The sequence below is a fragment of the Clostridia bacterium genome (assembly GCA_012840125.1).
Taxonomy (GTDB): Bacteria; Bacillota; DULZ01; order DULZ01; family DULZ01; genus DULZ01.
On record DULZ01000093.1, the window covers coordinates 1 to 20,531 of the forward strand.

Consider the following 20,531-nt stretch of genomic DNA (forward strand, 5'->3'; position numbering starts at 1 on the left):
CAAGGCCCTGTTCCGGGCAGTCTCAGCCTCGGCATAGTGTTTCATCGACTGGATATCAATTAAACTGTTTTCCCTACCGTCGTCCCCGGCACTGTCCAAAGACGCCAGGCCCTCCTCCTCGCGCTTGCTCTTCCGGTAATAATCAATACAGCGCATCTGGATAATTCGTTTGGCAAAAGAGAGAAAACTGCCCTTGTCCTGGCGGTAGCCCCTAATCGCCTCGGCAAAGGCGAGAAGAGCCACGCTGTATTCATCGTCTTGCTCTGTGATATAACTCTTAGATGAACACTTGCGCGCCGTCGCCAGGATAAACGGTTTGTATTCACGAATCAGCGGTTCCATCTCTTCTTGCTTGTTCTGGATTCTAAGGACCCGCTGGTTTAGTGTCCGTGGAAAAAGGATATCCTTCACAAGCTGCGTGTCCATGGCATCACCTTCCTTTGCCCGCGCTGCACATGATCGTCTCATGCCGGAACCGGCTGCCGGCGGGCATGCAGGACAAACAACCCTGTGTTAATGCCAGGTTATCATTATTTAGTATAAAATTCGATAGCCGGCCGGCAATTTTTGGGGTACCCCAAGTTTTTTTCGATGGCGCCCTCCTAAAAAACGAACATAAGGGGACGGTTCTTTTGTGAAACTGCACAAAAGAACCGTCCCTTTGCGCCCTTGTGCTCCCTGTACCGGGCTACAATAAGAACTGCATGATAATTAAAAGAATAAGTCCGGGAATGCCGAGAAAGCCGGCCAACAGAATGGTCACCACATTAATGGGAATAAGGATGCCGAAGAAGGCACCGATAAAATTAAAACCCCACAATAACAGCAGCCCAAATAGGGAGTTGACGATAATCTTAAGAACCAGTTTTAACGGTTTTAATAAGATGCGGCTCACCAGGTAGACCAGGAATACAATAAAGCCAATGGCAAATAAAACCTGCAGTGTATCCACCATCGCTATCCCTCCGTTACTGAAGCCTGTTCCTCTTGTTCCACTTCCGCGCCGTCCAGCCGGTCTATTTCCAGCTGCCAAATGCCGGCGGGATATTTATCGCGCATCAAGCTGATAAAATGCACCAGTCGCTTTTCCGCCGCTTCCATGTTATAGATCGCATAGTCTACCAGGGCAGGCTCCGTTACTTCATTGAAATAGCGCTTGGCAATATACCACTCGCTTTTGATTTCCTCCAAGACTCTTAAATCCTTCAAGGTCTCCTCCGGCAAATCAAGATATCCCGCCGGCTTCCGCCAGCGCTCAACCAGTTCCAGGATAAACTCCCGGCAGTTAAGGCCAAACATGAATCTCCCTCCCCGATTCATTAAATGCTTATGAAGGAGAAAAGGAGATTAGCACTGTTTGTCCTTAGCCCTGGTAATCTTTTTTAAATATTTTCAGTGCTTGATTGATGTCCTGGGCATAGGCATCTACGCCGGTATATTCTTTGACGATATCATCCACGGGATATCCTCCCACCACTACTTTCACCTTATTCCTTAAGCCCACTTCTTTCAAGAGATCGACCACTTTCTTGACCGAACCGACACAGAAAGACAGCAAAACACTCAAACCCAGGTAATGAGCCCCGGTTTCATCCACCGCCTTGATGAACTTTTCCGGCGGTACATTGACGCCTAAATCGTAAACGCAAAAACCGTGGGAACGAAGCAAATAAGCGACAATGTTTTTCCCCAGGTCATGAATATCGCCTTCCACCGTGCCCATCACCACGGGAATGCCCCCGGGTGGATTGCTGGCGGCAATGTAGGGTTCCAAAACCTGCATCACGCAGCGGAAGATTTCCTCCGACATGATTAAGTCCGATAGAAAATACTCGCCCTGGCTGTATTTTTTCCCGACGATTTCCACCCCTAAGCGGCAGTCTTCCACAATGTCGATGCAGTTCCGCCCGGCTTGAATCTGCTGTTTAACCAAATAAATGGCCTTGTCTTCATCTAATTCAGCCATCGCCTTGATTAATTCGTCTCCCATTCCCTGTGCCTCCACGCTCATTCTTCTTCACCGTGCCAGCCGTCATAAGCGGTCAATTGATAACGATCCCCGCGGTAGACGGACTTGCTCCAACCGATCGGTTTACCCTCGGAGTTGTATAAGGTCTGCTCCAGCACGAAAACCGGCGCTCCGGGGGCGATTTGCAAGATGGCGGCTTCTTTCTCATTGGCCACCGACACTTGCAGCACCTTTTTGGAACTGATGGGCATTTGGTCGCTGTGCTGGGATACGATCTTGGTCAGCGAAGGGTCTTGCAGCTCTGTTTCCAGGATGGGCTTTCTCTTGGTATAAATGGTATACTTCCTCTCATAAGCCAGCGGCTCATCCTCCGCAGTCAGCACCATGACAAAATACAGAAACCGCAGGTTGTCATCGCCGGTCTGGAACTTGGCTTTCAGCTGCTTATCGGCTCTGACGATTTTTGCCTCCAGCAACGTAGTCTTGTAGGAAAGGCCCCGGTCCTTCACTTCCTTGTCAAAAGCATCCAGCTCAAAGACTACATTGTCCAACTTGGGAGCAGACACAAAAGTTCCCTTGCCCTGCTTGGTATAAACCATCCCTTTGGCCACGAGTTCAGCTATGGCTTTGCGCACCGTCATCCTGCTGATCTGGAAGCGTTCCGCCAGTTCCATCTCCGTGGGCAAAGCCTCGCCCGGTAGAAATTTCCCTTCCCTTATTTGATTTTCTAAAAATTTTGCCAACTGGTAGTAGATGGGTATTACCGAGTTCTTATCAATGGCCAATTTGTCTTGCACGTCCTTAACACCCGATTTCATCCGTATCTACCTTTGCTGACTCACCAAAATATTATCACAATTCACGGCAGCATTCATGATTTTTTTGCCTAAAAGGTGAAATTGGTGTTAACCCCGGATAGGTTCTCCCGCGGTCAACACCAATATGTATTTCACCGGTAACCGGCAAGACCCCTGATCAAATTCCATGTTAGTCTACCAGGGCGTCGTTCCGGTGGGCTTTGAGGAAATTCCGTCCAAATTTATCTTTATTCAGTAAGAGCTCCGTGGTCAGCACCGCCGTCATCAATTTCCCGTCGATGGGATCCAGGATGGCCGCATCCATGCCGTGGGCCATGCAGATGGTGAGGAAATAGCGGTTGATCAGCTTTCTTTTGGGCATTTGATGGGATACGTTGCTTAGACCGGAGACGGTCTTCACCTGGTATTTCTCTTTGATCTCCGCCAAGCACTGGAAGAAGATCACCGCATTGTCACTGCTGACGGCCACGGGCAGTACCAGGGGATCCAGGTAGAGTTCATTGAGGTCCAGGTTCTCTTGCTTGAAGACCTCTACCAGTTCCCCGGCAATACGAATTCTCTCCTCGGCGGTTTTGGGAATCCCGTTGTCATCCATGGTCAAACCGATGACAGAGCAGCCGTATTTTTTAATTAACGGCAGCATTCCTTCCAGCCGTTCTTTCTCCATGCTGATGGAGTTCAGCATGGCTTTGCCTTTGCAGAGGGACAGCCCCTTCTCCGCCACTTCCGCACTCACGGTGTCAATGCATAAGGGGACATCCACTACTTCCTGGACCGTTTTCACGATCCATTCCATATCTTCTAACTCATTGTTGCCCTGAGCGGTATTCACGTCAATATAATGAGCCCCGCATGCCGCTTGCTTGCGGGCTAAATCCTGTACAAACTGCACATCCCGGTTGATGATGGCTTCTCTCACCGACGGGATGGCACTGTTAAGCTTTTCCCCAATGATTAACATGCTGACTTACCTCCTTTGTGTTGTCTCAACTGGCTGGTACTCAGCCGGCAAGTCTGGTGCTGCTACTGGTGCTGGCGGTAATCAGCAGCGCTTGCGCCCCACTACGCTACGTTTCCCAAACAGCTACCAATATCAAAAAAGTTCTCAAAATGGGTAGCCCGGTAATAGAGCCGGGAGGTCCGTGGGCTCTATTACCGGTACTGTATATTAACAACCCGGAGGGTTGTTAGAAGATCTGGTCGGCGATTTTTACCGCATCGCTGGCGCTGGTGCCTACGTAGTCAGCACCCACGTATTGTTTCACTTTTTCATCCACATAGTTGCCGCCGATGACAATCTTGGTGTCCAGACCTTCGGCCCGGATGGCGGCGATAATATCTTTCATTCCCTCTTGGCAGCCGGTTAAAAGAACGCTCATGCCGACCATGGGTGCTTTGGATTCTTTAATGGCGTTAATGAATTTTTCCGCGGACACATCTACGCCTAAATCAATTACATTGTACCCGGCGCCCTTGAGCAGCATGACCACGATGTTCTTACCCAAGTCATGGACGTCCCCTTTGACGGTACCGATGACGACGTTGCCTTTAAACTCCTGCTCTTGGCCATGCAAGTGGGGCTCCAGAATGTCCATGGCGTCTTTCATGATTTCCCCGGCCATGATCAATTCACTCAAGAAGTAATCCCCTTGCTCAAACCGGTTGCCGACTTCCGTCATACCTTCCTGCAGTTTGCCTACGATTTCTAAAGGAGATACCCCCGCATCAAGGCGTTCCTTGACCAGTGACAATACTTTTTCATCTTCCAATTCCGCAATCGCGCTTGCCAATTGATCAGTCAATGCCATAATTAATACGCCCCCAATCTGTTAAAGTTTGTCGAAACGCGGCGATGAGCCTTTTAGCGCTGGACCCACCACCACAGGTACAGGTAAGCAAAAGCGTCTACTTTTTCCCAGTTGGACTTAATCAGTTCCACATCACCGGTAAACGGTTCCATCTTCTTGGCAAATTCTTCCCAGGGAACGGTCACACCAGGTCCTCTTTTAATTTCTGCCATGTGGCTAACCCCCTTAAAAATTGTTAGTATTTACCGTATTCCCGTGCCGTTTCAATCAGGGCTCTGATGTTTTCCTCTTTGGCGTCATACTGGATGACACCGCCGGAGTCGATGATGAACCCGCCGTCGGCTGCGTAGTTGTCAATCAGCCGCTTCACATAATCACGCACTTCTTCCGGTTTGCCGTAGGACAACATGGTATTGGGCACATTGCCGCTGATGCAGAATCGTTTGCCTAAGATCTTATGAGCCTTGTCCATATCAGTTTGGTCTACGTGGAAGACAATACTACGGTCGGGAAGTTCCGCGATTTTCTCTAAATAGGGTGTCCAGTCGCCTTCGGCATAAAACATGGTTCTAATGCCTTTTTCCCAAAGGGCTTCAATGACGGCTTTCAATGTAGGCCAGTAGAATTTATCCCACTGCTCCATGTTGAGGAACGGATATGCACCACGGTGGAGGGGACAGAAGTTAGGGAGTTGGGTGTTGCCGCCGTTGGTCAGCAAACCGTAAGTCACGTTATGGGGTACCAGCATGTCCACGGCAGCCAGCAATTTGTCAGGACGTTTCCGCATGTCGACCATAATTCCTCTTAAGGCCCGGAGCACGTCACCCAGGGTGTCAAAAGGAGCCTTGTGCATGCCGGCAAAAGCCATCGGGACGCCACACTCATTCTTCCACATTTGCACGGCCGCCTGCTTTGCTCCCTGGTCCATCATGAAGGCCATGGCGCCCTTGATCAAGGCCATGTTGGCGCGGAAAGAACCTGGCTCGGCAAACTCTTCATGAATCCGGGGCAGGAGGTTTTCCAAAATCCACTTGGTGGGATCTTCAATAAAAGCATCGTAGTCCTCCGGCTTCATGTATTCATCTTCCACATACTGGAACTGCAGGTTTTCATCCAGGTCTCTACCGGCAAATTTCAGGTACTTGGCTCCCACGGCATCATGCAGAGGTGCCCACCAGAGCATGGGAGCGCCGGGGCAAGTATCCACGTCGAACTCTTTTACAAACTTGGTGGCCGCGGCGATGTTCTTCTCAATGTCATAGTAGATTTCTTGCAAGCTGAAGCCCGCATATTTGGCCGTGAACTCACTGCACTGCAAACGAATGGGTACCATGTCAGGCTTTTCATTGTTCAATGCCTTCGTGTAGCGAGTCAGCTTTTCTTGATAAACCTTTTCCATTTGGCAAGACATGAAGATACCTCCTATCATTTGGATTTTTGCCTCAGCCGGGAAGCGTGATGTGTAAACTTCTTTTCTTAACATCCCCCTCTCCGTCAGGTTTTAAAACTCACGCCGCCGTCACTGACAAATTGAAAGATAATAATGAAAATTGATATTATGTTATATTGTATATACAAGCCACTGTACTTATATCTTAGCACTGATTATCATCAACAGTCAATATATAACAAAGTGATATTTGCCATAAGTCTGATTCTTTTTACTTTTACACTTAATTAATCTAAAAAAACAGTCGCACAACTCCCCTACTTGTCTACTCACCGGCTTTGAAATTATACACCGGTTTGATGACTGATATTATTTCAACCGTATCCTGGATATGGTTGATGATTTCCTCCACCGGCTTGTAGGCCAGGGGGCACTCATCCAGAGTGGACTTGTTCACCGTGGTGGTGTAGATACCTTCCATGGTTTGCTTGAATTGTGCCAGGCTAATTACTTCCTTGGCTCTCCGCCGGCTCATGAGGCGGCCCGCCCCGTGGGGCGCGGAATAATTCCAGTCCGGGTTGCCCTTCCCCAGGCAGATTAAACTCCCATCCCGCATATTCATGGGAATCAGCACTCTTTCCCCCCGGCGGGCGGAAATGGCACCTTTTCTTAAAATCATACTGCTCAAATCGATGTAGTTGTGGATGGTGGTAAACCGGTCCGCTGCCGTCAGACCCATCCGGCATAAAATCTCATCGACGATGGCCTGGCGGTTGTAGACGGCGTATTGCTGCACCAGTTTCATGTCGTGCAGGTACCGGCGATAGTTTTCTCCTTCCAGATAGGCCAATTGCTTGCTGATACTGATGGACTTCTTTCTTAAAGTTTCGTAGGCCAAATTCTGATAGTATTCCGCCACCTGTTTGCCCAGGTGCCGGCTGCCGGAATGCACCACCAGGTACAGGCAGCCCTCTTCGTCCCGGTTGACTTCGATGAAGTGGTTCCCACCGCCAAGGGTGCCGATGCTTTTCACCGCCCGGTCCAGGTCCACATGCTGTTGGCAAAACAGCTCCCCTAAATCGATGCGGGCTGCATATGCATGGGCTTTTTTCCTGATGTCAAAGCCGGCAGGAATATGGTTGTAGATCACCTGATCCAGTTTTTTAAAGTCGATACTTTTTTCTCTCAATTTAACGGTTTCCATGCCGCAGCCGATGTCCACCCCTACCAGGTTAGGCACCACCTTATCGGTGATGGTCATGGTGGTGCCGATGGTGCAGCCGATGCCGGCGTGAACGTCGGGCATGACCCGGATACGGCTGCCCCTGGTAAACTCCTGGTCGCAGAGTTCCCGGATCTGGGCCAGGGCTTCCGGTTCCACCCGATCGGTAAAGATTTTGGCCCGGTTACATTTACCTTCTACTACAATCACACTATCACCCGATTCCCGCCTTTGTGTTAACCATCATGCCATCAATCCGCCTCTTTTGCAACCATTTCCTTGACCGGTATTAACCCGTTGGCCCCTTGGGGGAAACGGTTACAACATTCTCCAAGTCATGCTATAATAAAAATATCAAATGGCGTATTGAACTAACCAACTTTGCGCATTGTTTCACAACATTGGTAGGGGGCCTTTTCTGATGGCGAAAAAAGGGAACAACCGGGCCAAGGGCAGTGCCTACACTTTCCAGAACAGCGATGTCAAAAGTATCGTGGAGAACCTGCCCACTCCTCTATTTGTCACTGATAAGGACGGCAACATCCTGCTGTCCAACTCCTTTACCGCTTTTACCCTCGGGCTGACTTTGGATGAATTATTGAGCTCCAATGTTCAGGACCTGGTGAATAAAGGTCTTTATAACAACTCCTATGCCCTGCAGGCCGCCAGGGAAAAACGGCCTGTTACCGGGACCATCAAGACCAGGATGGGCATCACCACCATCTCCACCAGCACTCCCATTCTTGACGAAAACGGCGAAGTGACGTTAATTGTTACCACCTCCAAACCGGAGGAAGTAACCTTGAGCAGCGAAAGCCAGGAAACGGCGGACGCCGACATGAAAAGCAAGCTCCAGCGGGAGCTGGAATACTTGCGCCAGCAAAAACTATCCCACGAAGAAATCGTGGCGGAAAGCTTTGCCATGAAGCAAATCGTCAAGGAGTGTTTAAATATTGCCAAGACGGACAGTGCCGTCCTGCTCATGGGGGAATCCGGTACCGGAAAGGATGTTTTGGCCAACTTTATTTACAAGAACAGCCACCGGGCCGGCGGTCCCTTTATTACCATCAACTGCTCCGCCATTCCCGAACCGTTGTTTGAAGCGGAGCTGTTCGGCTATGAAAAGGGTGCTTTTACCGGCGCCGATGCCAACGGGAAAATGGGGCTATTGGAAATCGCCAATGAAGGGACCCTCTTCTTAGATGAGATTTCGGAAATGCCTCTCTACCTGCAAGCCAAGCTCCTCCGGGTTCTGGAACACCATGAGATCCGCCGGGTGGGGGGCACCGCCACCCGCCGGGTGAATTTCCGCCTCATCTCCGCCACCAACAGGAATTTGGAGGAAATGGTGAAGGAGGGAACCTTCCGGAAAGACCTGTTCTACCGGATTAACGTCATCCCGATCACCATCCCGCCCCTTAGGGAACGGCCGGAGGATTTAATCGCTTTAACGGGCAAGTTCATTGAAGAATTCAACAAGAAATACCGCCGGAATTACCGGTTGAACCGGACGGTCATCCAGTACCTGCTGAAACACAACTGGCCGGGCAACGTGCGGGAACTGCGCAATTACATCGAAAGAGAGGTAGTAACAAATGGGGCCGCAGGACAAACCTTCCTGCAGCCCCAGCAGCACCGGTGCGCCCAGCCGGAGGCTTTCGATTACCCAGCCCACCAGCGGCTGCCCCTCAAAGAGTTTATGAAGCTCATGGAAGAAAAGTACATCAAGGATACCCTGGCCGAGTGCAACGGCAGGATCGGGGAAACCGCCAAAACCCTGGGCATTTACCGCACCGTGTTATACCGGAAATTAAAATCCTACAGTCAAAAGGAAAACCCAGCGCAACCCGAGCCCGGGAACGATTAGACAGCCTAACCGTAACGGAATTCCACCCCACAGGTTCCCTGGGGGTAATGCCACCGGTCCACCACGGTGCCCATCCCCAGAACCCGGCAGGTGCCGCATTCCAGGCACCCGGCGAAATCAAAACGCACGGTACCGTCCTGGTTGAGGCCGTACAAGCCGGCCGGGCAGGCTTTAATGATCTTTTGCAGCGCCTCCATATCCGTAATGTTTTCCTTGAGAATGATGTGGGGGTTGCCTTCGTCAATATAGAATTTGTCCACCGCCAGCTTTTCTTCCACACTTACCGTGCTCAAATCGCCCTTACCCCCTTTAACCCGTCTTTCAACAGTGTCGCCAGCCCAACCCGTTTAATGGATTGGTTCACTTTCGCCAGTAAGGACTTGTTGGGGCTGCCGTCCACTTTGAACAGATCAGTCATGAGACTCACGGCCATGGCCGGGTAATCATTGAAGATGCGCGGGTTGTTCATAAACTCAGGTGCTTTCTTGTACAGCCGGAGATCCTGTAGCACGAAACTCTGCTCCAGCAGTTGTTGATAGACGGACAAGCTCTGGGCGCTGAAATCGCCCTTTTCTTTTGCCTGGATCACGGCTTTGGCGGCCGCTTCCGCGGAAGCAACAGCCAGGTCCATGCCCCGCACCATATAGCCGGTGTTAATCACAAAGCCAGCCGCATCTCCGACCATCACCACTCCGTCACTGAAGAGCTTGGGCATCATGTTGATCCCCGCTTCCGGCACCAGGTGACCGGAGTACTCTATCAATTTGCCCCCTTTGATCAAGGGACGGATCACCGGGTGCTGCTTGAAATCCTCCAGCATTTCGGGCAGTGTTTTCTGGGCCCGCCCCATGTCGGAAAGGGTACACACCAAACCCAGCGACAGGGACGATTTATTGGTGTAGAGGAAACCGCCGCCCATGATGCCGCCGGTACAGGCACCGGCAAATAACCAGGACAGCCCCTCATCGCCGCTCAGGTTGAAACGGTCCGCAATGACCTGTTCCGGCAGCTCAATGACTTCTTTGACCCCCACTGCCACCTGGTGAGGGTGGAGTTCTTGCCGGAGCCCCACCTGCTGTGCCAGCAGGGAGTTAACCCCGTCGGCCAGGATGACTACATCGGCTTCCAGCACATCCTCACCGGCCTTGACTCCCACCACTTTGCCGTCCTGTACCAGGAGCTCATCCACCCGCACGCCGGCGGCCAGCACAGCACCGGCTTCTTCCGCTTTCCCCGCCAGCCACTGGTCGAAGACGCCCCTTAAGACGGTGTAAGAAGCGTTCTGCGGATCCCCCAGGGCCCCGGCATAAAAATCCAAAGTGACGGCACCATCCCCGGTAAGGAAGCTCACTTTTTCCTTGGTGACTTTTCGCTCCACCGGGGCTTCGGCTGCAAAATTAGGGATAATCTTTTCCAAACTGTGGCCGTACAGCCGGCCGCCGGTCATGTTCTTGCTCCCGGCATAATTGCCCCTTTCGATGACCACCACCTCGAGGCCCGCTTGGGCCAGCACGTAACCGGCGGTGGCGCCGGCCACTCCCGCTCCCACTACAATCACATCAAACCGGTCAGACATGTTATCACCCCGGGCTTAACCCTGCAGTGCCGCCATGATGGCCGGTATGGCTTCGTTCAAATCCGCCACCAGGTAGTAATCAGACACTTTGAAAATGGGAGCGTTTTCGTTGTTATTAATAGATACTACTACTTTGGCATCCCTGACGCCGTACACATGCTGGACCTGGCCGGAAACACCGGCACACAGGTACAGGTCCGGCCTGATTTGCTGCCCGGAGATCCCGATATATCGCTCCTCCGGCAGCCACTTGAAGTCTTCGGAAATGGGCCTGGTGCAGCCGATTTCGGCGCCCATGGCTTGGGCCAGCTGTTCCGCCAAGCGGAGCTGGCTTTCCTCCGTAAAGCCCCGGCCCACGCCCACGACAACTTTCGCCTCCGCCAGGTTGACGGAGGAGGCATCCTTCCCCTTGCGCTCGATCAAGGTGATCCCGCCGGCTTCCGGCAGTGGCAGTTCCACCACTTCCCCGCTGTGACCGGCCGGAGGCTCCTGTTTTTCAAAGGTATGAGGAGCTACGGTGACCACCACCGGGTAAGCCCGGCACTGTATTGTCTTGTTGGCCAGGCCGCCGTAGATGATGCGCTGCAGGCGGAGACCGCCCTCCACCGGTTCCATCTTCTGGCATTCACTGACACAAGGACAATCCAGCTTAGCGGCGAGCAGGGCCGCCAAGGTTTTGCCTCTTTTCGTGGCATTAACCAGGACCAGCTCCGGTTGTTCTGCCGCCGCTTCCGCGCACAGCATGTCAAAATACTGCTCCCAGACGGTGTTTTCCGGTAGCCTCATCAATTTCACCGAATGGGCCCCGTACCCGACCGCTGCTTCTCCCGCTGCCCGGTCCCCCACCAGGTAGGCGGTAATATGACCCTGAAACTCCCTGGCTTTGCCGATCAATTCAAAGGCACTTTCCTGCTGATCTGAAATAACCCAAAGCTTGTTCATGATTTCACCTTCTCGCTTAAATTACTTTTTCTTCCCGCAGCTGTTTTACCAGTTTAGCTGCCGCTTCTTTGAGATCCATGCCCTGGTCGTTGATCCTGACCTGCTTCCGTTCCACCACGGAGGCGCTGACGCCGGCCACCTCAAACCCTGCCAAGGCCGTTAAATTGTCTCCCAAATCCCCTAAAGCCAACGGCTCCGCCGGTTTCTTTTTGGCGGCCAGGATCTGCTTGAGGCTGGGAATGCGGGGTTTGTTGATATCCGGGGTCACGGTGATCACCGCCGGCCCCGTCACCCGGACCACCTCTACCCCGTCATCCAGCTTCCGCTGGGCTTTCAGGCTGTCTCCTTCCACTTCCAGTCCGGAAACATAGGTCAGGGCCTTGTAGCCCAGTAATGCGGCCAGCCGGGGGCCTACCTGCTGGGAATACCCGTCGCTGGAACCTTCACCGCAAATGACCAGATCCACATTCCCGATCTTTTCAATCACTTTCGCCAGCACCTTGGCGGTAACGGCACTATCGGCATCCTCCAGGGCGGGATCGTCCACATAATAAGCCTTTTCCGGCCCCCTGGACAAAACATCTTTTACGGAGGCTTCCACCCCTTGGCCCACGGTTACGGCCAGCAGCTCCCAGCCGTGGGCTTCATGCAAAGCGGCCCCCAGTTCCAGGGCATTCCGGTCATACTCGCTGATTTTGTACTTGACATTCTTGAAATTAAGGGTTCTATTGCTTTCCTCAACGGTAATGTCCGCTTCATCGATAACCCACTTGTAACATACTACTACCCGCATGCGTTTCATCTCCTTTATTCAGCTTACTCGAGCTCCTGCCTGGCAATTTTAAGGCAAAGAGGAACAGCGGCACCGGCAAACAAGCTGATGCCTTTGACATCTCTAAAGAGTCTTTCAATGCCCAGATCCTCGCTGTAACCGTAGCCACCGTGAATCTGGACGGCGTCCTGGCACACCAGTTCACCGATGGTGTCAGCAAAATAGCGGGCCATATCCGCCTGGTGGCTGTAGTCCTTGTCTTGATCCTTTAAAGCGGCGGCTTGATAAGCCAGCAGTCTTGCCGCTTGAATCCGCGTGGCCATGTCGCCGATCATGGTTTGGATGGCCTGCAGCTTGGCGATAGGCCGCCCGAACTGGATCCGTTCTTTACTGTAAGCCACACTGGCCTCCAGGGCTTGCTGGCAGATACCCACGGTAATGGCCGCCATGGCGATGTTGTTCAAGGCCAAGATCCCGTTCAGGATTTCCGCCCCCTGCCCCACTTGACCTAAAAGGTTGCCGGCGGGCACCTTCACCTGGTCAAACCGGACATTGGTCACCGCCACCCCGTCTAAGCCCATCTTTTCCCAGGCGGGGCCGCAGGCGAACCCTGCCGCATCCTTTTCCACGATGAAGGCGCTGGGAGCCTCGTCAACCAGAGCCGTCACCACATAGATACCCGCTTTGCCGCCGTTAATCACGTAGGATTTCTCTCCATTGATGATGAAATAGTCGCCTTCCCGGCGGGCGGTGCAGGGCTGGAATTCCTCGCTGGGATCCTTGTCAATATAAGCCAGGGCGCCGAAGGTTTCCGCACTGAACAGTTGAGGGAGGTAATTGCTTTTCTGCTCCTCCGTACCCCAGCGGTAAATGGCATAGGCTACCAGGGAGCATTGGTTGGCATAGAGCAAGGCGGCGGAGGCATTGGTTTTGGCCAATTCTTCAATGGCCAAAATGAAGCTGGTGAAATCAGTGCCGGCACCGGCATAGGCTTCCGGGTAGAAGATGCCTAAGAAATCCATGTCGGCCAGCCCCTTCACCACCTGGTAGCTGTCCGTCTCCTTTTCGGTTTCCTGGGCAAACTCGCGCACGCTTTGCAAAATCAGTTCTTGCTCTTGGGTTAATTGTAGGACCATTTTATTCTCCTCCTAGCCTCAGTCTTTTCACTGTTACCCCATCAGCTGGCGGGAAATCACGATGCGCTGGATCTGGTTGGTCCCTTCATAGATCTGCATCACCTTGACGTCCCGCATGAGTTTCTCTACCGGCGAATCCTTCATATAGCCGTAGGGCCCCATGATCTCCACCGCCGCCGCGGCCACCTGCATGGCCATATCGGTGGCATAGGTTTTCGCCATGGCGGCTTCTTTGGTGAAAGGCCGTCCCGCTTCTTTTAAGTAACAAGCTTTATAGACTAAGTTCCTGGCGTTTTCCACCGCTGTGCCCAGGTCGGCAATCTTGAACTGGTAGTACTGGGATTTGGCCAGGGGCTTGCCCCCTCGTTGATACTTGTTCACGAAATCGATGGTTGCTTCCAGGGCACGGCGCGCCAGGCCGACAGCCATGGCACCGACGGAAATCCGGCCGGAATCCAGGGTCTGCATGGCGATTTTAAAGCCTTCCCCTTCCCGACCCAACAGGTTTGCCTTGGGAATGCGCACGTTCCTTAAGAGGATTTCCACGGTATTGGAAGCGCGAATCCCCATTTTATGCTCTTCTTTGCCTACGGAAACCCCGGGCCGGTCCATCTCCACAATGAAGGCGCTAAGGCCCCGGTGCCCCTTAGAACGGTCCGTGGAAGCAAACACAGTCATAGCACTGGCATAACCGCCGGTGGTGCAAAAACATTTGGAACCATTAAGGACATACTCGTCGCCGTCCGGCACCGCCGTGGTTTCAATGGCCGCCGCATCGGAACCTGCACCCGGTTCCGTCAGGGCGAATGCCACCAGTTTCCCCTCATGCAGGTACTGGTACCAGCGCCTTTTTTGCTCATCATTGCCGGCGATCAACACCGGGTAAGAAGATAGGGTATTGCCGTTCATGGCCATGCCGATGCCCACACAGCCGTAGCCCAGTTCTTCCGAAATAACGGCGACGGACAGAGCATCCAAGCCCGGTCCCCCGTATTCCTTGGGCACCGCGTAATTCAATAACCCCGCCTTGGCCGCCTCCCGCAGGATCGGCAGCGGGAATTCTCCGGTGCGGTCGTACTCCTTAGCCACCGGGATCACATGCTCGGCGATAAAGGCCCGCACCTTTTCCTGCAGGGCCAGGTGCTCCGGTGTCAGCTCTACGTAAAACATCGAACCATGCCTCCATTCTTGAAGTTATCTTAAAAGCTTTTTCAACACTTTCCCCGAGCCGCTTTTAGGCAGGTTGTCCACGAAGACCACCGCCCGGGGGCATTTATACTTCGCCAGGTGCCGGTGACAAAAATCAATCAGCTCCCGGGTGCAGGGACGGCCGCCGGGTTTTAACACCACGTACCCGACGGGTATTTCCCCTAAGTCCGGGTCGGGCCGGCCGACCACCACCGCTTCCGCCACTTCCGGGTGGGAGAGCAGTAAGTGCTCCACTTCCCAGGGATAGATGTTATAGCCGCCTGAGACAATCACATCCTTCTTCCGGCCGGCAATGTAAATATTGCCCTGGGCATCCCGGTAACCTAAATCCCCGGTCTTGAACCAGCCATCCCCGGTGAAACTCTCCCTGGTCTTCTCCGGGTCCTGCCAGTAACCGGCAAAGACGCCAGGACTCTGGACCACGATCTCCCCGATTTCCCCTACTCCTACTTCCCGTTCCGCCTCATCGATGAACTTCACCCGGACCCCGTGGGCCGGTGCCCCCACGGAACCCGGTTGATAATGGCGCAGCCGGGTATAGGTAATGGTAGAACTGGTTTCCGTACAGCCATAAGTATCGAAGAAATCCACCCGGAAAGTCTCCGTAATCTCCCGCACCAAGCCCAGCGGGATGTTGGTGGCGGCGGACCCGGCCACCCGCCAGGAGGACAGGTCATAACCTTTTTCCCGGTAATGGCGCAGCAAGTACTTAAACATGGTAGGTACGGTGGATACATGGGTGACCCGGTATTTTTCAATGGTTTCCAGCGCCAGCCTGGGCGAAGGCCGCGCCAGAGTAACCACCGCCGCCCCCACCACCAGGGGCCCCAACACTACCTGGAAGAAATACACATGGCTGTAGGGGGCAATACCCATCACCCGGTCCCGGTCATTTAACCCGAGCAGGTAATGGCCGTTGATTCTAGCGATGGACGCCAGGTTCCGGTGGGTCAGGAGGGCGCCTTTCATCACGCCGGTGGTTCCCGAAGTATAGTAAATGGCGGCGGGGTCCTCCTCCGCCGGCCCGGGCATACCGGTGAGGGATGCCTGGGCCCGTAAAGAAGGGAAATCAATCTCGCCGGGGCTTAAAGGTGAGCCCGCGCCCACTTTCACCATCCTGGGCTCACCCGGCGCTTGCGCCAAAACCGGCATTACCTCCGCCTCCAGCGCCCCGGCCTGCCCGATGATCACCTTCGGCTGGGCGTGGGACAGGATTTGCCCGATTTCATACTGTTTCAACTGGATATTGAAAGGAACCACCAGGGCGCCCAATTTAAGCACGGCAAAAAAGGAAATGACAAACTCACTGCCGTTGGGTAAATACAGGGCTACCCGGTCACCTTTTTGCACTCCTAGAGCTGCCAGCCCGGCAGCCGCGGCGTTCACGCGCTCCAAGAGCTCCCGGTAAGTGATTATTTGACCTGTCCCGCTGTCAATTAGGGCAACGGCGTCGGCAAAAAGCTGTCCGTTCTCTTCCAATGCAGCGATCAAGCTCACTTGCCACACATCTTTTCATCAATGATTCTCTTGAGTTCTCCCCACTCCGGTTCGAAGATACCCTTGGGCATCAGTTTCAAATCCGGTGAAATACGCGGCCGGAAATCCATCAAGGCCAGCACGTCCTTTTCCAAGTCAATGCCCGGAGCAATCTCGATTAAAGTCACCTGGCCGTCTGCCAGGGTAAAGACGGCTCGCTCGGTAACGTACAAAACGGACTGGTTCGTTTCCGCCGCATACCTGCCGCTGAAGGTCACCTGTTCCACTTGATCCACAAATTTTTTACTCTTTCCTTCTTGCAGGATCTTTAACTGCCCGTCCCGGACTTCCACTTTCAGTCCTTTCGCGGTGAAGGTGCCGCAGTACACTACTTTCTTTGACATTTGGGTAATATTGACAAAGCCGCCGCAGCCCATCACCCGTCCTTCAAATTTGCTCACGTTGACGTTCCCCTCTTTGTCCGTTTGGGCGAGCCCCAGGAAAGCGACATCGATACCGCCGCCGTCATAGAAATCAAACTGGGAATGCTGTTCAATGGTGGCTTCAGCGTTATACGAATGGCCGAAATGGGGCAGACTTGCCGGTACCCCGCCGATGCCGCCGGCCTCGGTGGTCATGATCATGTAATCGCTGACTCCCTCTTCCGCCGCCACGGCGGCTACTGCCGTGGGGATACCTACGCCCAGGTTGACCACGGTGTTACCCTCCAACTCCATGGCCGCCCGGCGGCAGATAACCTTGCGCTCATCCAGGGGCAGGGCCTCAATGGATTCCAGCGGTATTTTGATATCCCCGGCAAAAGCGGGCTCGTAATAAACCCCTTCTGTCTGGAAGTGGTTGTCCTGATCCGTGGCCACCACCAGGTAATCCACCAGGATGCCGGGTACTTTCACATGCTTGGGATGGAGCGTACCGGCTTTGACCACCCGCTCCACTTGGGCGATGACAATACCGCCGCAGTTTTTCACCGCCTGGGCCAAAGGCAGGGCTTCCAGCAGCATCCCTTCTTTGTCCATGGTCAAGTTGCCCCGCTCATCGGCATAAGTACCGCGAATCAGCGCCACATCCACGGGGAAACTCTTGTAAAACAGCCATTCCTCCCCTTCAAACTCGATCACTTTGACAATGTCCTCGGTGGTAATGCTGTTCATTTTTCCCCCTTCCAACCGGGGATCCACGTAGGTGCGCAAGCCCACTTTGGTGATGAGCCCCGGCCTTTTGGCCGCAATCTCCCGCCAGAGCTGGACGATGACCCCCTGGGGCAGGTTGTAAGCCTCCACTTTATTCTGGGAAGCCAGTTCCGCCAGCCGCATGGCGGAGCCCAGGTGGCCGCCGATCCATCTCTTGATCAGCCCTTCATGGCCAAACCGGGTAAGCCCCTTGGATTTCCAATCCGTGATGGCCGACCCGTGTACAAAGGTCAGATCCCGCGGGTGCCCTTCTTTTAAGAACCTCTGCTCAATGCTCTTGCCGATTTCCTCCGGCCAGCCTGCCTGGCCCATGGCGGCAGCACCGACGGTGGCCCCGTCCGGGATCAGGGCTGCCGCTTCTGCCGCGGTAATGATTTTCGCCACCGGAATCACTCCTTTTTGAGAAAATGTTCATTAGTACAATCTTCGCCAGCTGCTGCCTCTGCTGCTGTTCTATAAAGCAAATACCGTGCCACCCAAACGAAAAAACGGTCCAAGACGGTGAAATCGCCATGAGAACGCCGGTAGTCAAGGACAAACCGGCAGGCCCGCTCCGGCAACGACGGGGGCAAAACCACCGGTCATGAACCGTTTTGTGTACATTTTTTGCTGTTTTCCCGCCCCGTGTACCTTTTTGGGTACATTCCGGCCGTATGAAAAATCCCTTGCTGCAGCTGTGGAAAACAGCCCGCAACAAGGGAACCTGAAAACCCCGGCTCACCCGGACAAAGAATGAGTCCAAGCCAAACCTGGTCTTATCTTAAGCTAATCCCGTATTCCTTTATCTTGCGATACAGGGTGGAACGGCTTAATCCCAGGGATCTAGCCGTTTGGCTGATATTATATCCTTTCGTAATTAAGGCGTTTTGGATAGCCTCCTTTTCCATTTCATCCAACTGCTGCGGGGCCTCTGCCTGGCACGGACCGTGAAGGGTTTCCTGTGCTTCACCTGAGGGAGGCAAATGGGCCGACTGCAGGATGGTATCCGGGAGATCCTCCAGCTTGATGACACCCTTTTTACACATGGCCATGGCGTACTTGACGGTGTTTTTCAACTGGCGAACATTCCCCGGCCAGTCATATTGATACAACAAGCACTTCACGGCGCTGCTCAAGGCGGGCACTTCCATCCTCTGCCGCTTCGCGTACTCTTGCATAAAATAGTGTAACAAATCGCTAATGTCTGATTTTCTTTCCCTCAAAGGTACGATGTCCAGCTTAAAGACGGCGAGCCGGAAATACAAGTCCTCACGAAACCGCCCCTGTTTAACCAGCTCCTCCAGGTCTTTATTGGTGGCGGCAATTAACCTGAAGTCCACAGGGATGGGTTCACCGGCACCGATCCGGAACACTTGCTTTTCTTCCAGTACCCGCAAGAGGACGGGTTGCACTTCCAAGGGCATATCCCCTATTTCGTCCAAGAACAAAGTGCCGCCGTCGGCCAGTTCGATTTTACCCGGCCGTCCGTGACGCTCGGCGCCGGTGAACGAACCGCCCTTGTAGCCAAACAGTTCGCTTTCAATCAGGGTCCGGGGGATGGCGGCACAGTTCACGGCAATCATGGGGCCGTTGGGCCGGCTGGCTTCATGAATGGCCTTGGCAAAAACCTCTTTACCGGTCCCGCTCTCCCCTTGGATCAGGATGGGTTCTTCCAACCCGGCAAAGGTTTTGGCCATGTCGATGGTTTTTTTCAATTGGGGCGAACTACCGATGATGCGGTCAAAGGCGCCTTTCTTGCCGGCTTTTTTCCTGGCTTCCCGGCTTTTTCCCTTGTTCTCTGTTTTGAAAAGCAGGACACAACCCAAATTGGCGCCCCTGTCACTCCGGACCGGTTTGACCGCCGTCAGGATGGCCTTGCGCTTATTAATCTCGATTTCAATCCCGGTATCGTACACGGTTTGCGGTGAGGCCAACAGGGACTTGAGAGGGGCATGACGACCGAGCAGGGTTTCAATGTGCATTTTTTCGATATCTTTATCAAATAAGCCGAATTCAGTCATGGCCTTGTTATTGGCGCTGACAATCAACCCCTGGTTGTTCACGGTGATCACAGTTTCATCGATATTATCAAAAGCAGCTCTGACTAGGATATTGCTCAACTGGTAGTGAAACTCATGCTGGATGGCACTGGCCATGTTGCACACCAAGGCCAGGGTATGGGGACTATGTTCACGAAAACTGGGAGTGACAATGGAGAGGGTTCCGGCTAAACTCTGCTGATCCAGGTCAAAGATGGGTGCCGCTGAACAGGCAATTTCCCCGTACATTTCACTGTAGTGTTCAGGGCCGCAGATTTGAATAGGCTTTCTTAGTTCGATACTTAAGGCGTGGGCGCACGTACCTACCGTTCTTTCGGACCACACGGAGCCCACCCCAAGCTGGAAGCGCCGGTTTTGCTCCGCCAAGAATCCTGTATTCCCGTCCACCACCCGCAGCATCACCCCCTGCTCGTCGGTGAGCAGGATAATGCTTTTCGATTTAATCAACATGGTTTCCAGCTCGCAGATATAAGGCGCAGCCGCTTTCAGCAAAATGTCTTTTTCGCCAACCAACCGGTCGAATTCGGCCTGGGTCAGCTGTGGCGCGTAGTTGTAATCGTAGAGTTTCAATCCGTACTGGTAGGATCTTTGCCACGATGCCAGCACTTCCGGGCGCACGAAGCTTGCCTTGGCCGGATGCAGCGAACCTTCAAGGATTCTGATTTTGGCCGCACGGATTTTTTCCATCAGCTGAAGCTGGTTTTTGGAAAGGGTCCGCGGCCACATCCGCTGGTCAGCAAATACCATCGGACTAAGCATCTGCTTCAAAGTTTCCATTGGATTCGCACCCCTTGCCATACAATTCAGTCTGTGAAAATCGGCACTTGCCCCGTCCTACCAGCGCCGCTAACCTTTCTATCTCTCTGCTTCTTACGGCCCCCGCTCTGATGCTGATGTTGGCTAAGACTCCTGCAGCAAATTTAACTAACTTCAATATTTCTTTTTATTCTCACTCTATAGTTAATTATATAATTGAGCCTTTTGCAAAATAGCCCCTTTGTAGAAAAAGAAAACAAGTTGCCATACTGCCGCAAAGCGCAATTTTCTAAAAACACTTTAGCGGGCAGCAGTAATATCGGTATCAACCGATTTTAAC

At 53.2% G+C, this 20,531-nt stretch carries 20 protein-coding genes; 1 reads left to right on the forward strand and 19 read right to left on the reverse strand.

Annotated features, from left to right (window positions below):
- From GXX34_11095 to GXX34_11140, 10 genes are all read right to left on the reverse strand, one after another.
- A partial coding sequence (locus GXX34_11095; GenBank protein HHW08051.1) for an RNA polymerase subunit sigma occupies window positions 1–426 on the reverse strand: 426 nt, incomplete at its 3' end.
- Window positions 427–688: 262 nt separating this feature from the next.
- A complete protein-coding gene (gene bofA / locus GXX34_11100; GenBank protein HHW08052.1) occupies window positions 689–955 on the reverse strand; it encodes a pro-sigmaK processing inhibitor BofA in 267 nt (88 codons plus the stop codon).
- A 2-nt stretch (window positions 956–957) separates the two neighbouring features.
- A complete protein-coding gene (locus tag GXX34_11105; GenBank protein ID HHW08053.1) occupies window positions 958–1,299 on the reverse strand; it encodes a hypothetical protein in 342 nt (113 codons plus the stop codon).
- A 64-nt stretch (window positions 1,300–1,363) separates the two neighbouring features.
- Window positions 1,364–1,990, reverse strand: coding sequence for a cobalamin-binding protein (locus GXX34_11110; protein HHW08054.1), 627 nt, complete (start codon window positions 1,988–1,990; stop codon window positions 1,364–1,366).
- Between the two features lie 17 nt (window positions 1,991–2,007).
- Complete coding sequence (locus GXX34_11115) at window positions 2,008–2,787, reverse strand: GntR family transcriptional regulator (protein HHW08055.1); 780 nt, start codon at window positions 2,785–2,787, stop codon at window positions 2,008–2,010.
- A gap of 169 nt (window positions 2,788–2,956) precedes the next feature.
- Window positions 2,957–3,748, reverse strand: coding sequence for a methyltetrahydrofolate cobalamin methyltransferase (locus GXX34_11120; GenBank protein HHW08056.1), 792 nt, complete (start codon window positions 3,746–3,748; stop codon window positions 2,957–2,959).
- 226 nt (window positions 3,749–3,974) lie between these two features.
- The gene (locus GXX34_11125) at window positions 3,975–4,595 is read right to left on the reverse strand and encodes a 5-methyltetrahydrofolate--homocysteine methyltransferase (protein ID HHW08057.1); all 621 of its coding nucleotides are present in this window, start codon (window positions 4,593–4,595) and stop codon (window positions 3,975–3,977) included.
- A 53-nt stretch (window positions 4,596–4,648) separates the two neighbouring features.
- Window positions 4,649–4,807 (reverse strand): hypothetical protein, encoded by a 159-nt coding sequence (locus GXX34_11130; GenBank protein ID HHW08058.1) that lies wholly within the window; start codon window positions 4,805–4,807, stop codon window positions 4,649–4,651.
- Window positions 4,808–4,830: 23 nt separating this feature from the next.
- A complete protein-coding gene (locus tag GXX34_11135) occupies window positions 4,831–6,006 on the reverse strand; it encodes a uroporphyrinogen decarboxylase (GenBank protein ID HHW08059.1) in 1,176 nt (391 codons plus the stop codon).
- Between the two features lie 304 nt (window positions 6,007–6,310).
- Window positions 6,311–7,417, reverse strand: a complete 1,107-nt coding sequence (locus GXX34_11140; protein ID HHW08060.1) for an RtcB family protein — start codon at window positions 7,415–7,417, stop codon at window positions 6,311–6,313.
- 211 nt (window positions 7,418–7,628) lie between these two features.
- On the opposite strand from GXX34_11140, the gene GXX34_11145 reads away from it, so the two are divergent.
- Window positions 7,629–9,074 (forward strand): sigma 54-interacting transcriptional regulator, encoded by a 1,446-nt coding sequence (locus GXX34_11145; protein ID HHW08061.1) that lies wholly within the window; start codon window positions 7,629–7,631, stop codon window positions 9,072–9,074.
- A gap of 5 nt (window positions 9,075–9,079) precedes the next feature.
- Here the strand turns inward: GXX34_11145 and GXX34_11150 are convergent, their stop codons facing one another.
- From GXX34_11150 to GXX34_11190, 9 genes are all read right to left on the reverse strand, one after another.
- On the reverse strand, window positions 9,080–9,367 hold the full coding sequence (locus GXX34_11150) for a ferredoxin family protein (GenBank protein ID HHW08062.1): 288 nt from the start codon (window positions 9,365–9,367) through the stop codon (window positions 9,080–9,082).
- On the reverse strand, window positions 9,364–10,650 hold the full coding sequence (locus tag GXX34_11155) for an FAD-dependent oxidoreductase (protein HHW08063.1): 1,287 nt from the start codon (window positions 10,648–10,650) through the stop codon (window positions 9,364–9,366). Before GXX34_11155 ends, GXX34_11150 begins: the two co-directional genes overlap by 4 nt.
- 15 nt (window positions 10,651–10,665) lie before the next feature.
- A complete protein-coding gene (locus tag GXX34_11160; protein ID HHW08064.1) occupies window positions 10,666–11,592 on the reverse strand; it encodes an electron transfer flavoprotein subunit alpha/FixB family protein in 927 nt (308 codons plus the stop codon).
- Between the two features lie 16 nt (window positions 11,593–11,608).
- Window positions 11,609–12,385, reverse strand: coding sequence for an electron transfer flavoprotein subunit beta/FixA family protein (locus GXX34_11165; GenBank protein ID HHW08065.1), 777 nt, complete (start codon window positions 12,383–12,385; stop codon window positions 11,609–11,611).
- Between the two features lie 23 nt (window positions 12,386–12,408).
- Window positions 12,409–13,500 (reverse strand): acyl-CoA dehydrogenase, encoded by a 1,092-nt coding sequence (locus GXX34_11170; protein HHW08066.1) that lies wholly within the window; start codon window positions 13,498–13,500, stop codon window positions 12,409–12,411.
- Window positions 13,501–13,533: 33 nt separating this feature from the next.
- Window positions 13,534–14,670: an acyl-CoA dehydrogenase gene (locus tag GXX34_11175; GenBank protein ID HHW08067.1), complete on the reverse strand. Its 1,137-nt coding sequence runs from the start codon at window positions 14,668–14,670 to the stop codon at window positions 13,534–13,536.
- Window positions 14,671–14,694: 24 nt separating this feature from the next.
- The gene (locus tag GXX34_11180; GenBank protein ID HHW08068.1) at window positions 14,695–16,215 is read right to left on the reverse strand and encodes an acyl--CoA ligase; all 1,521 of its coding nucleotides are present in this window, start codon (window positions 16,213–16,215) and stop codon (window positions 14,695–14,697) included.
- Window positions 16,203–17,786 carry an acyl CoA:acetate/3-ketoacid CoA transferase gene (locus tag GXX34_11185; protein HHW08069.1) on the reverse strand — a complete coding sequence of 528 codons (1,584 nt, stop codon included), beginning with the start codon at window positions 17,784–17,786 and terminating at the stop codon, window positions 16,203–16,205. Before GXX34_11185 ends, GXX34_11180 begins: the two co-directional genes overlap by 13 nt.
- Window positions 17,787–18,151: 365 nt before the next feature.
- Complete coding sequence (locus tag GXX34_11190; protein ID HHW08070.1) at window positions 18,152–20,212, reverse strand: sigma-54-dependent Fis family transcriptional regulator; 2,061 nt, start codon at window positions 20,210–20,212, stop codon at window positions 18,152–18,154.
- Between the last annotated feature and the right edge of the window lie 319 nt (window positions 20,213–20,531).

What these genes read in the sequence shown, in the direction of transcription:
- bofA (HHW08052.1), bottom strand. Translation starts at nt 955, where the DNA reads ATGGTGGATACACTGCAGGTTTTATTTGCCATTGGCTTTATTGTATTC.
- GXX34_11105 (HHW08053.1), bottom strand. Translation starts at nt 1,299, where the DNA reads ATGTTTGGCCTTAACTGCCGGGAGTTTATCCTGGAACTGGTTGAGCGC.
- GXX34_11110 (HHW08054.1), bottom strand. Translation starts at nt 1,990, where the DNA reads ATGGGAGACGAATTAATCAAGGCGATGGCTGAATTAGATGAAGACAAG.
- GXX34_11115 (HHW08055.1), bottom strand. Translation starts at nt 2,787, where the DNA reads ATGAAATCGGGTGTTAAGGACGTGCAAGACAAATTGGCCATTGATAAG.
- GXX34_11120 (HHW08056.1), bottom strand. Translation starts at nt 3,748, where the DNA reads ATGTTAATCATTGGGGAAAAGCTTAACAGTGCCATCCCGTCGGTGAGA.
- GXX34_11125 (HHW08057.1), bottom strand. Translation starts at nt 4,595, where the DNA reads ATGGCATTGACTGATCAATTGGCAAGCGCGATTGCGGAATTGGAAGAT.
- GXX34_11130 (HHW08058.1), bottom strand. Translation starts at nt 4,807, where the DNA reads ATGGCAGAAATTAAAAGAGGACCTGGTGTGACCGTTCCCTGGGAAGAA.
- GXX34_11135 (HHW08059.1), bottom strand. Translation starts at nt 6,006, where the DNA reads ATGTCTTGCCAAATGGAAAAGGTTTATCAAGAAAAGCTGACTCGCTAC.
- GXX34_11145 (HHW08061.1), top strand. Translation starts at nt 7,629, where the DNA reads ATGGCGAAAAAAGGGAACAACCGGGCCAAGGGCAGTGCCTACACTTTC.
- GXX34_11155 (HHW08063.1), bottom strand. Translation starts at nt 10,650, where the DNA reads ATGTCTGACCGGTTTGATGTGATTGTAGTGGGAGCGGGAGTGGCCGGC.
- GXX34_11160 (HHW08064.1), bottom strand. Translation starts at nt 11,592, where the DNA reads ATGAACAAGCTTTGGGTTATTTCAGATCAGCAGGAAAGTGCCTTTGAA.
- GXX34_11165 (HHW08065.1), bottom strand. Translation starts at nt 12,385, where the DNA reads ATGCGGGTAGTAGTATGTTACAAGTGGGTTATCGATGAAGCGGACATT.
- GXX34_11170 (HHW08066.1), bottom strand. Translation starts at nt 13,500, where the DNA reads ATGGTCCTACAATTAACCCAAGAGCAAGAACTGATTTTGCAAAGCGTG.
- GXX34_11175 (HHW08067.1), bottom strand. Translation starts at nt 14,670, where the DNA reads ATGTTTTACGTAGAGCTGACACCGGAGCACCTGGCCCTGCAGGAAAAG.
- GXX34_11190 (HHW08070.1), bottom strand. Translation starts at nt 20,212, where the DNA reads ATGGAAACTTTGAAGCAGATGCTTAGTCCGATGGTATTTGCTGACCAG.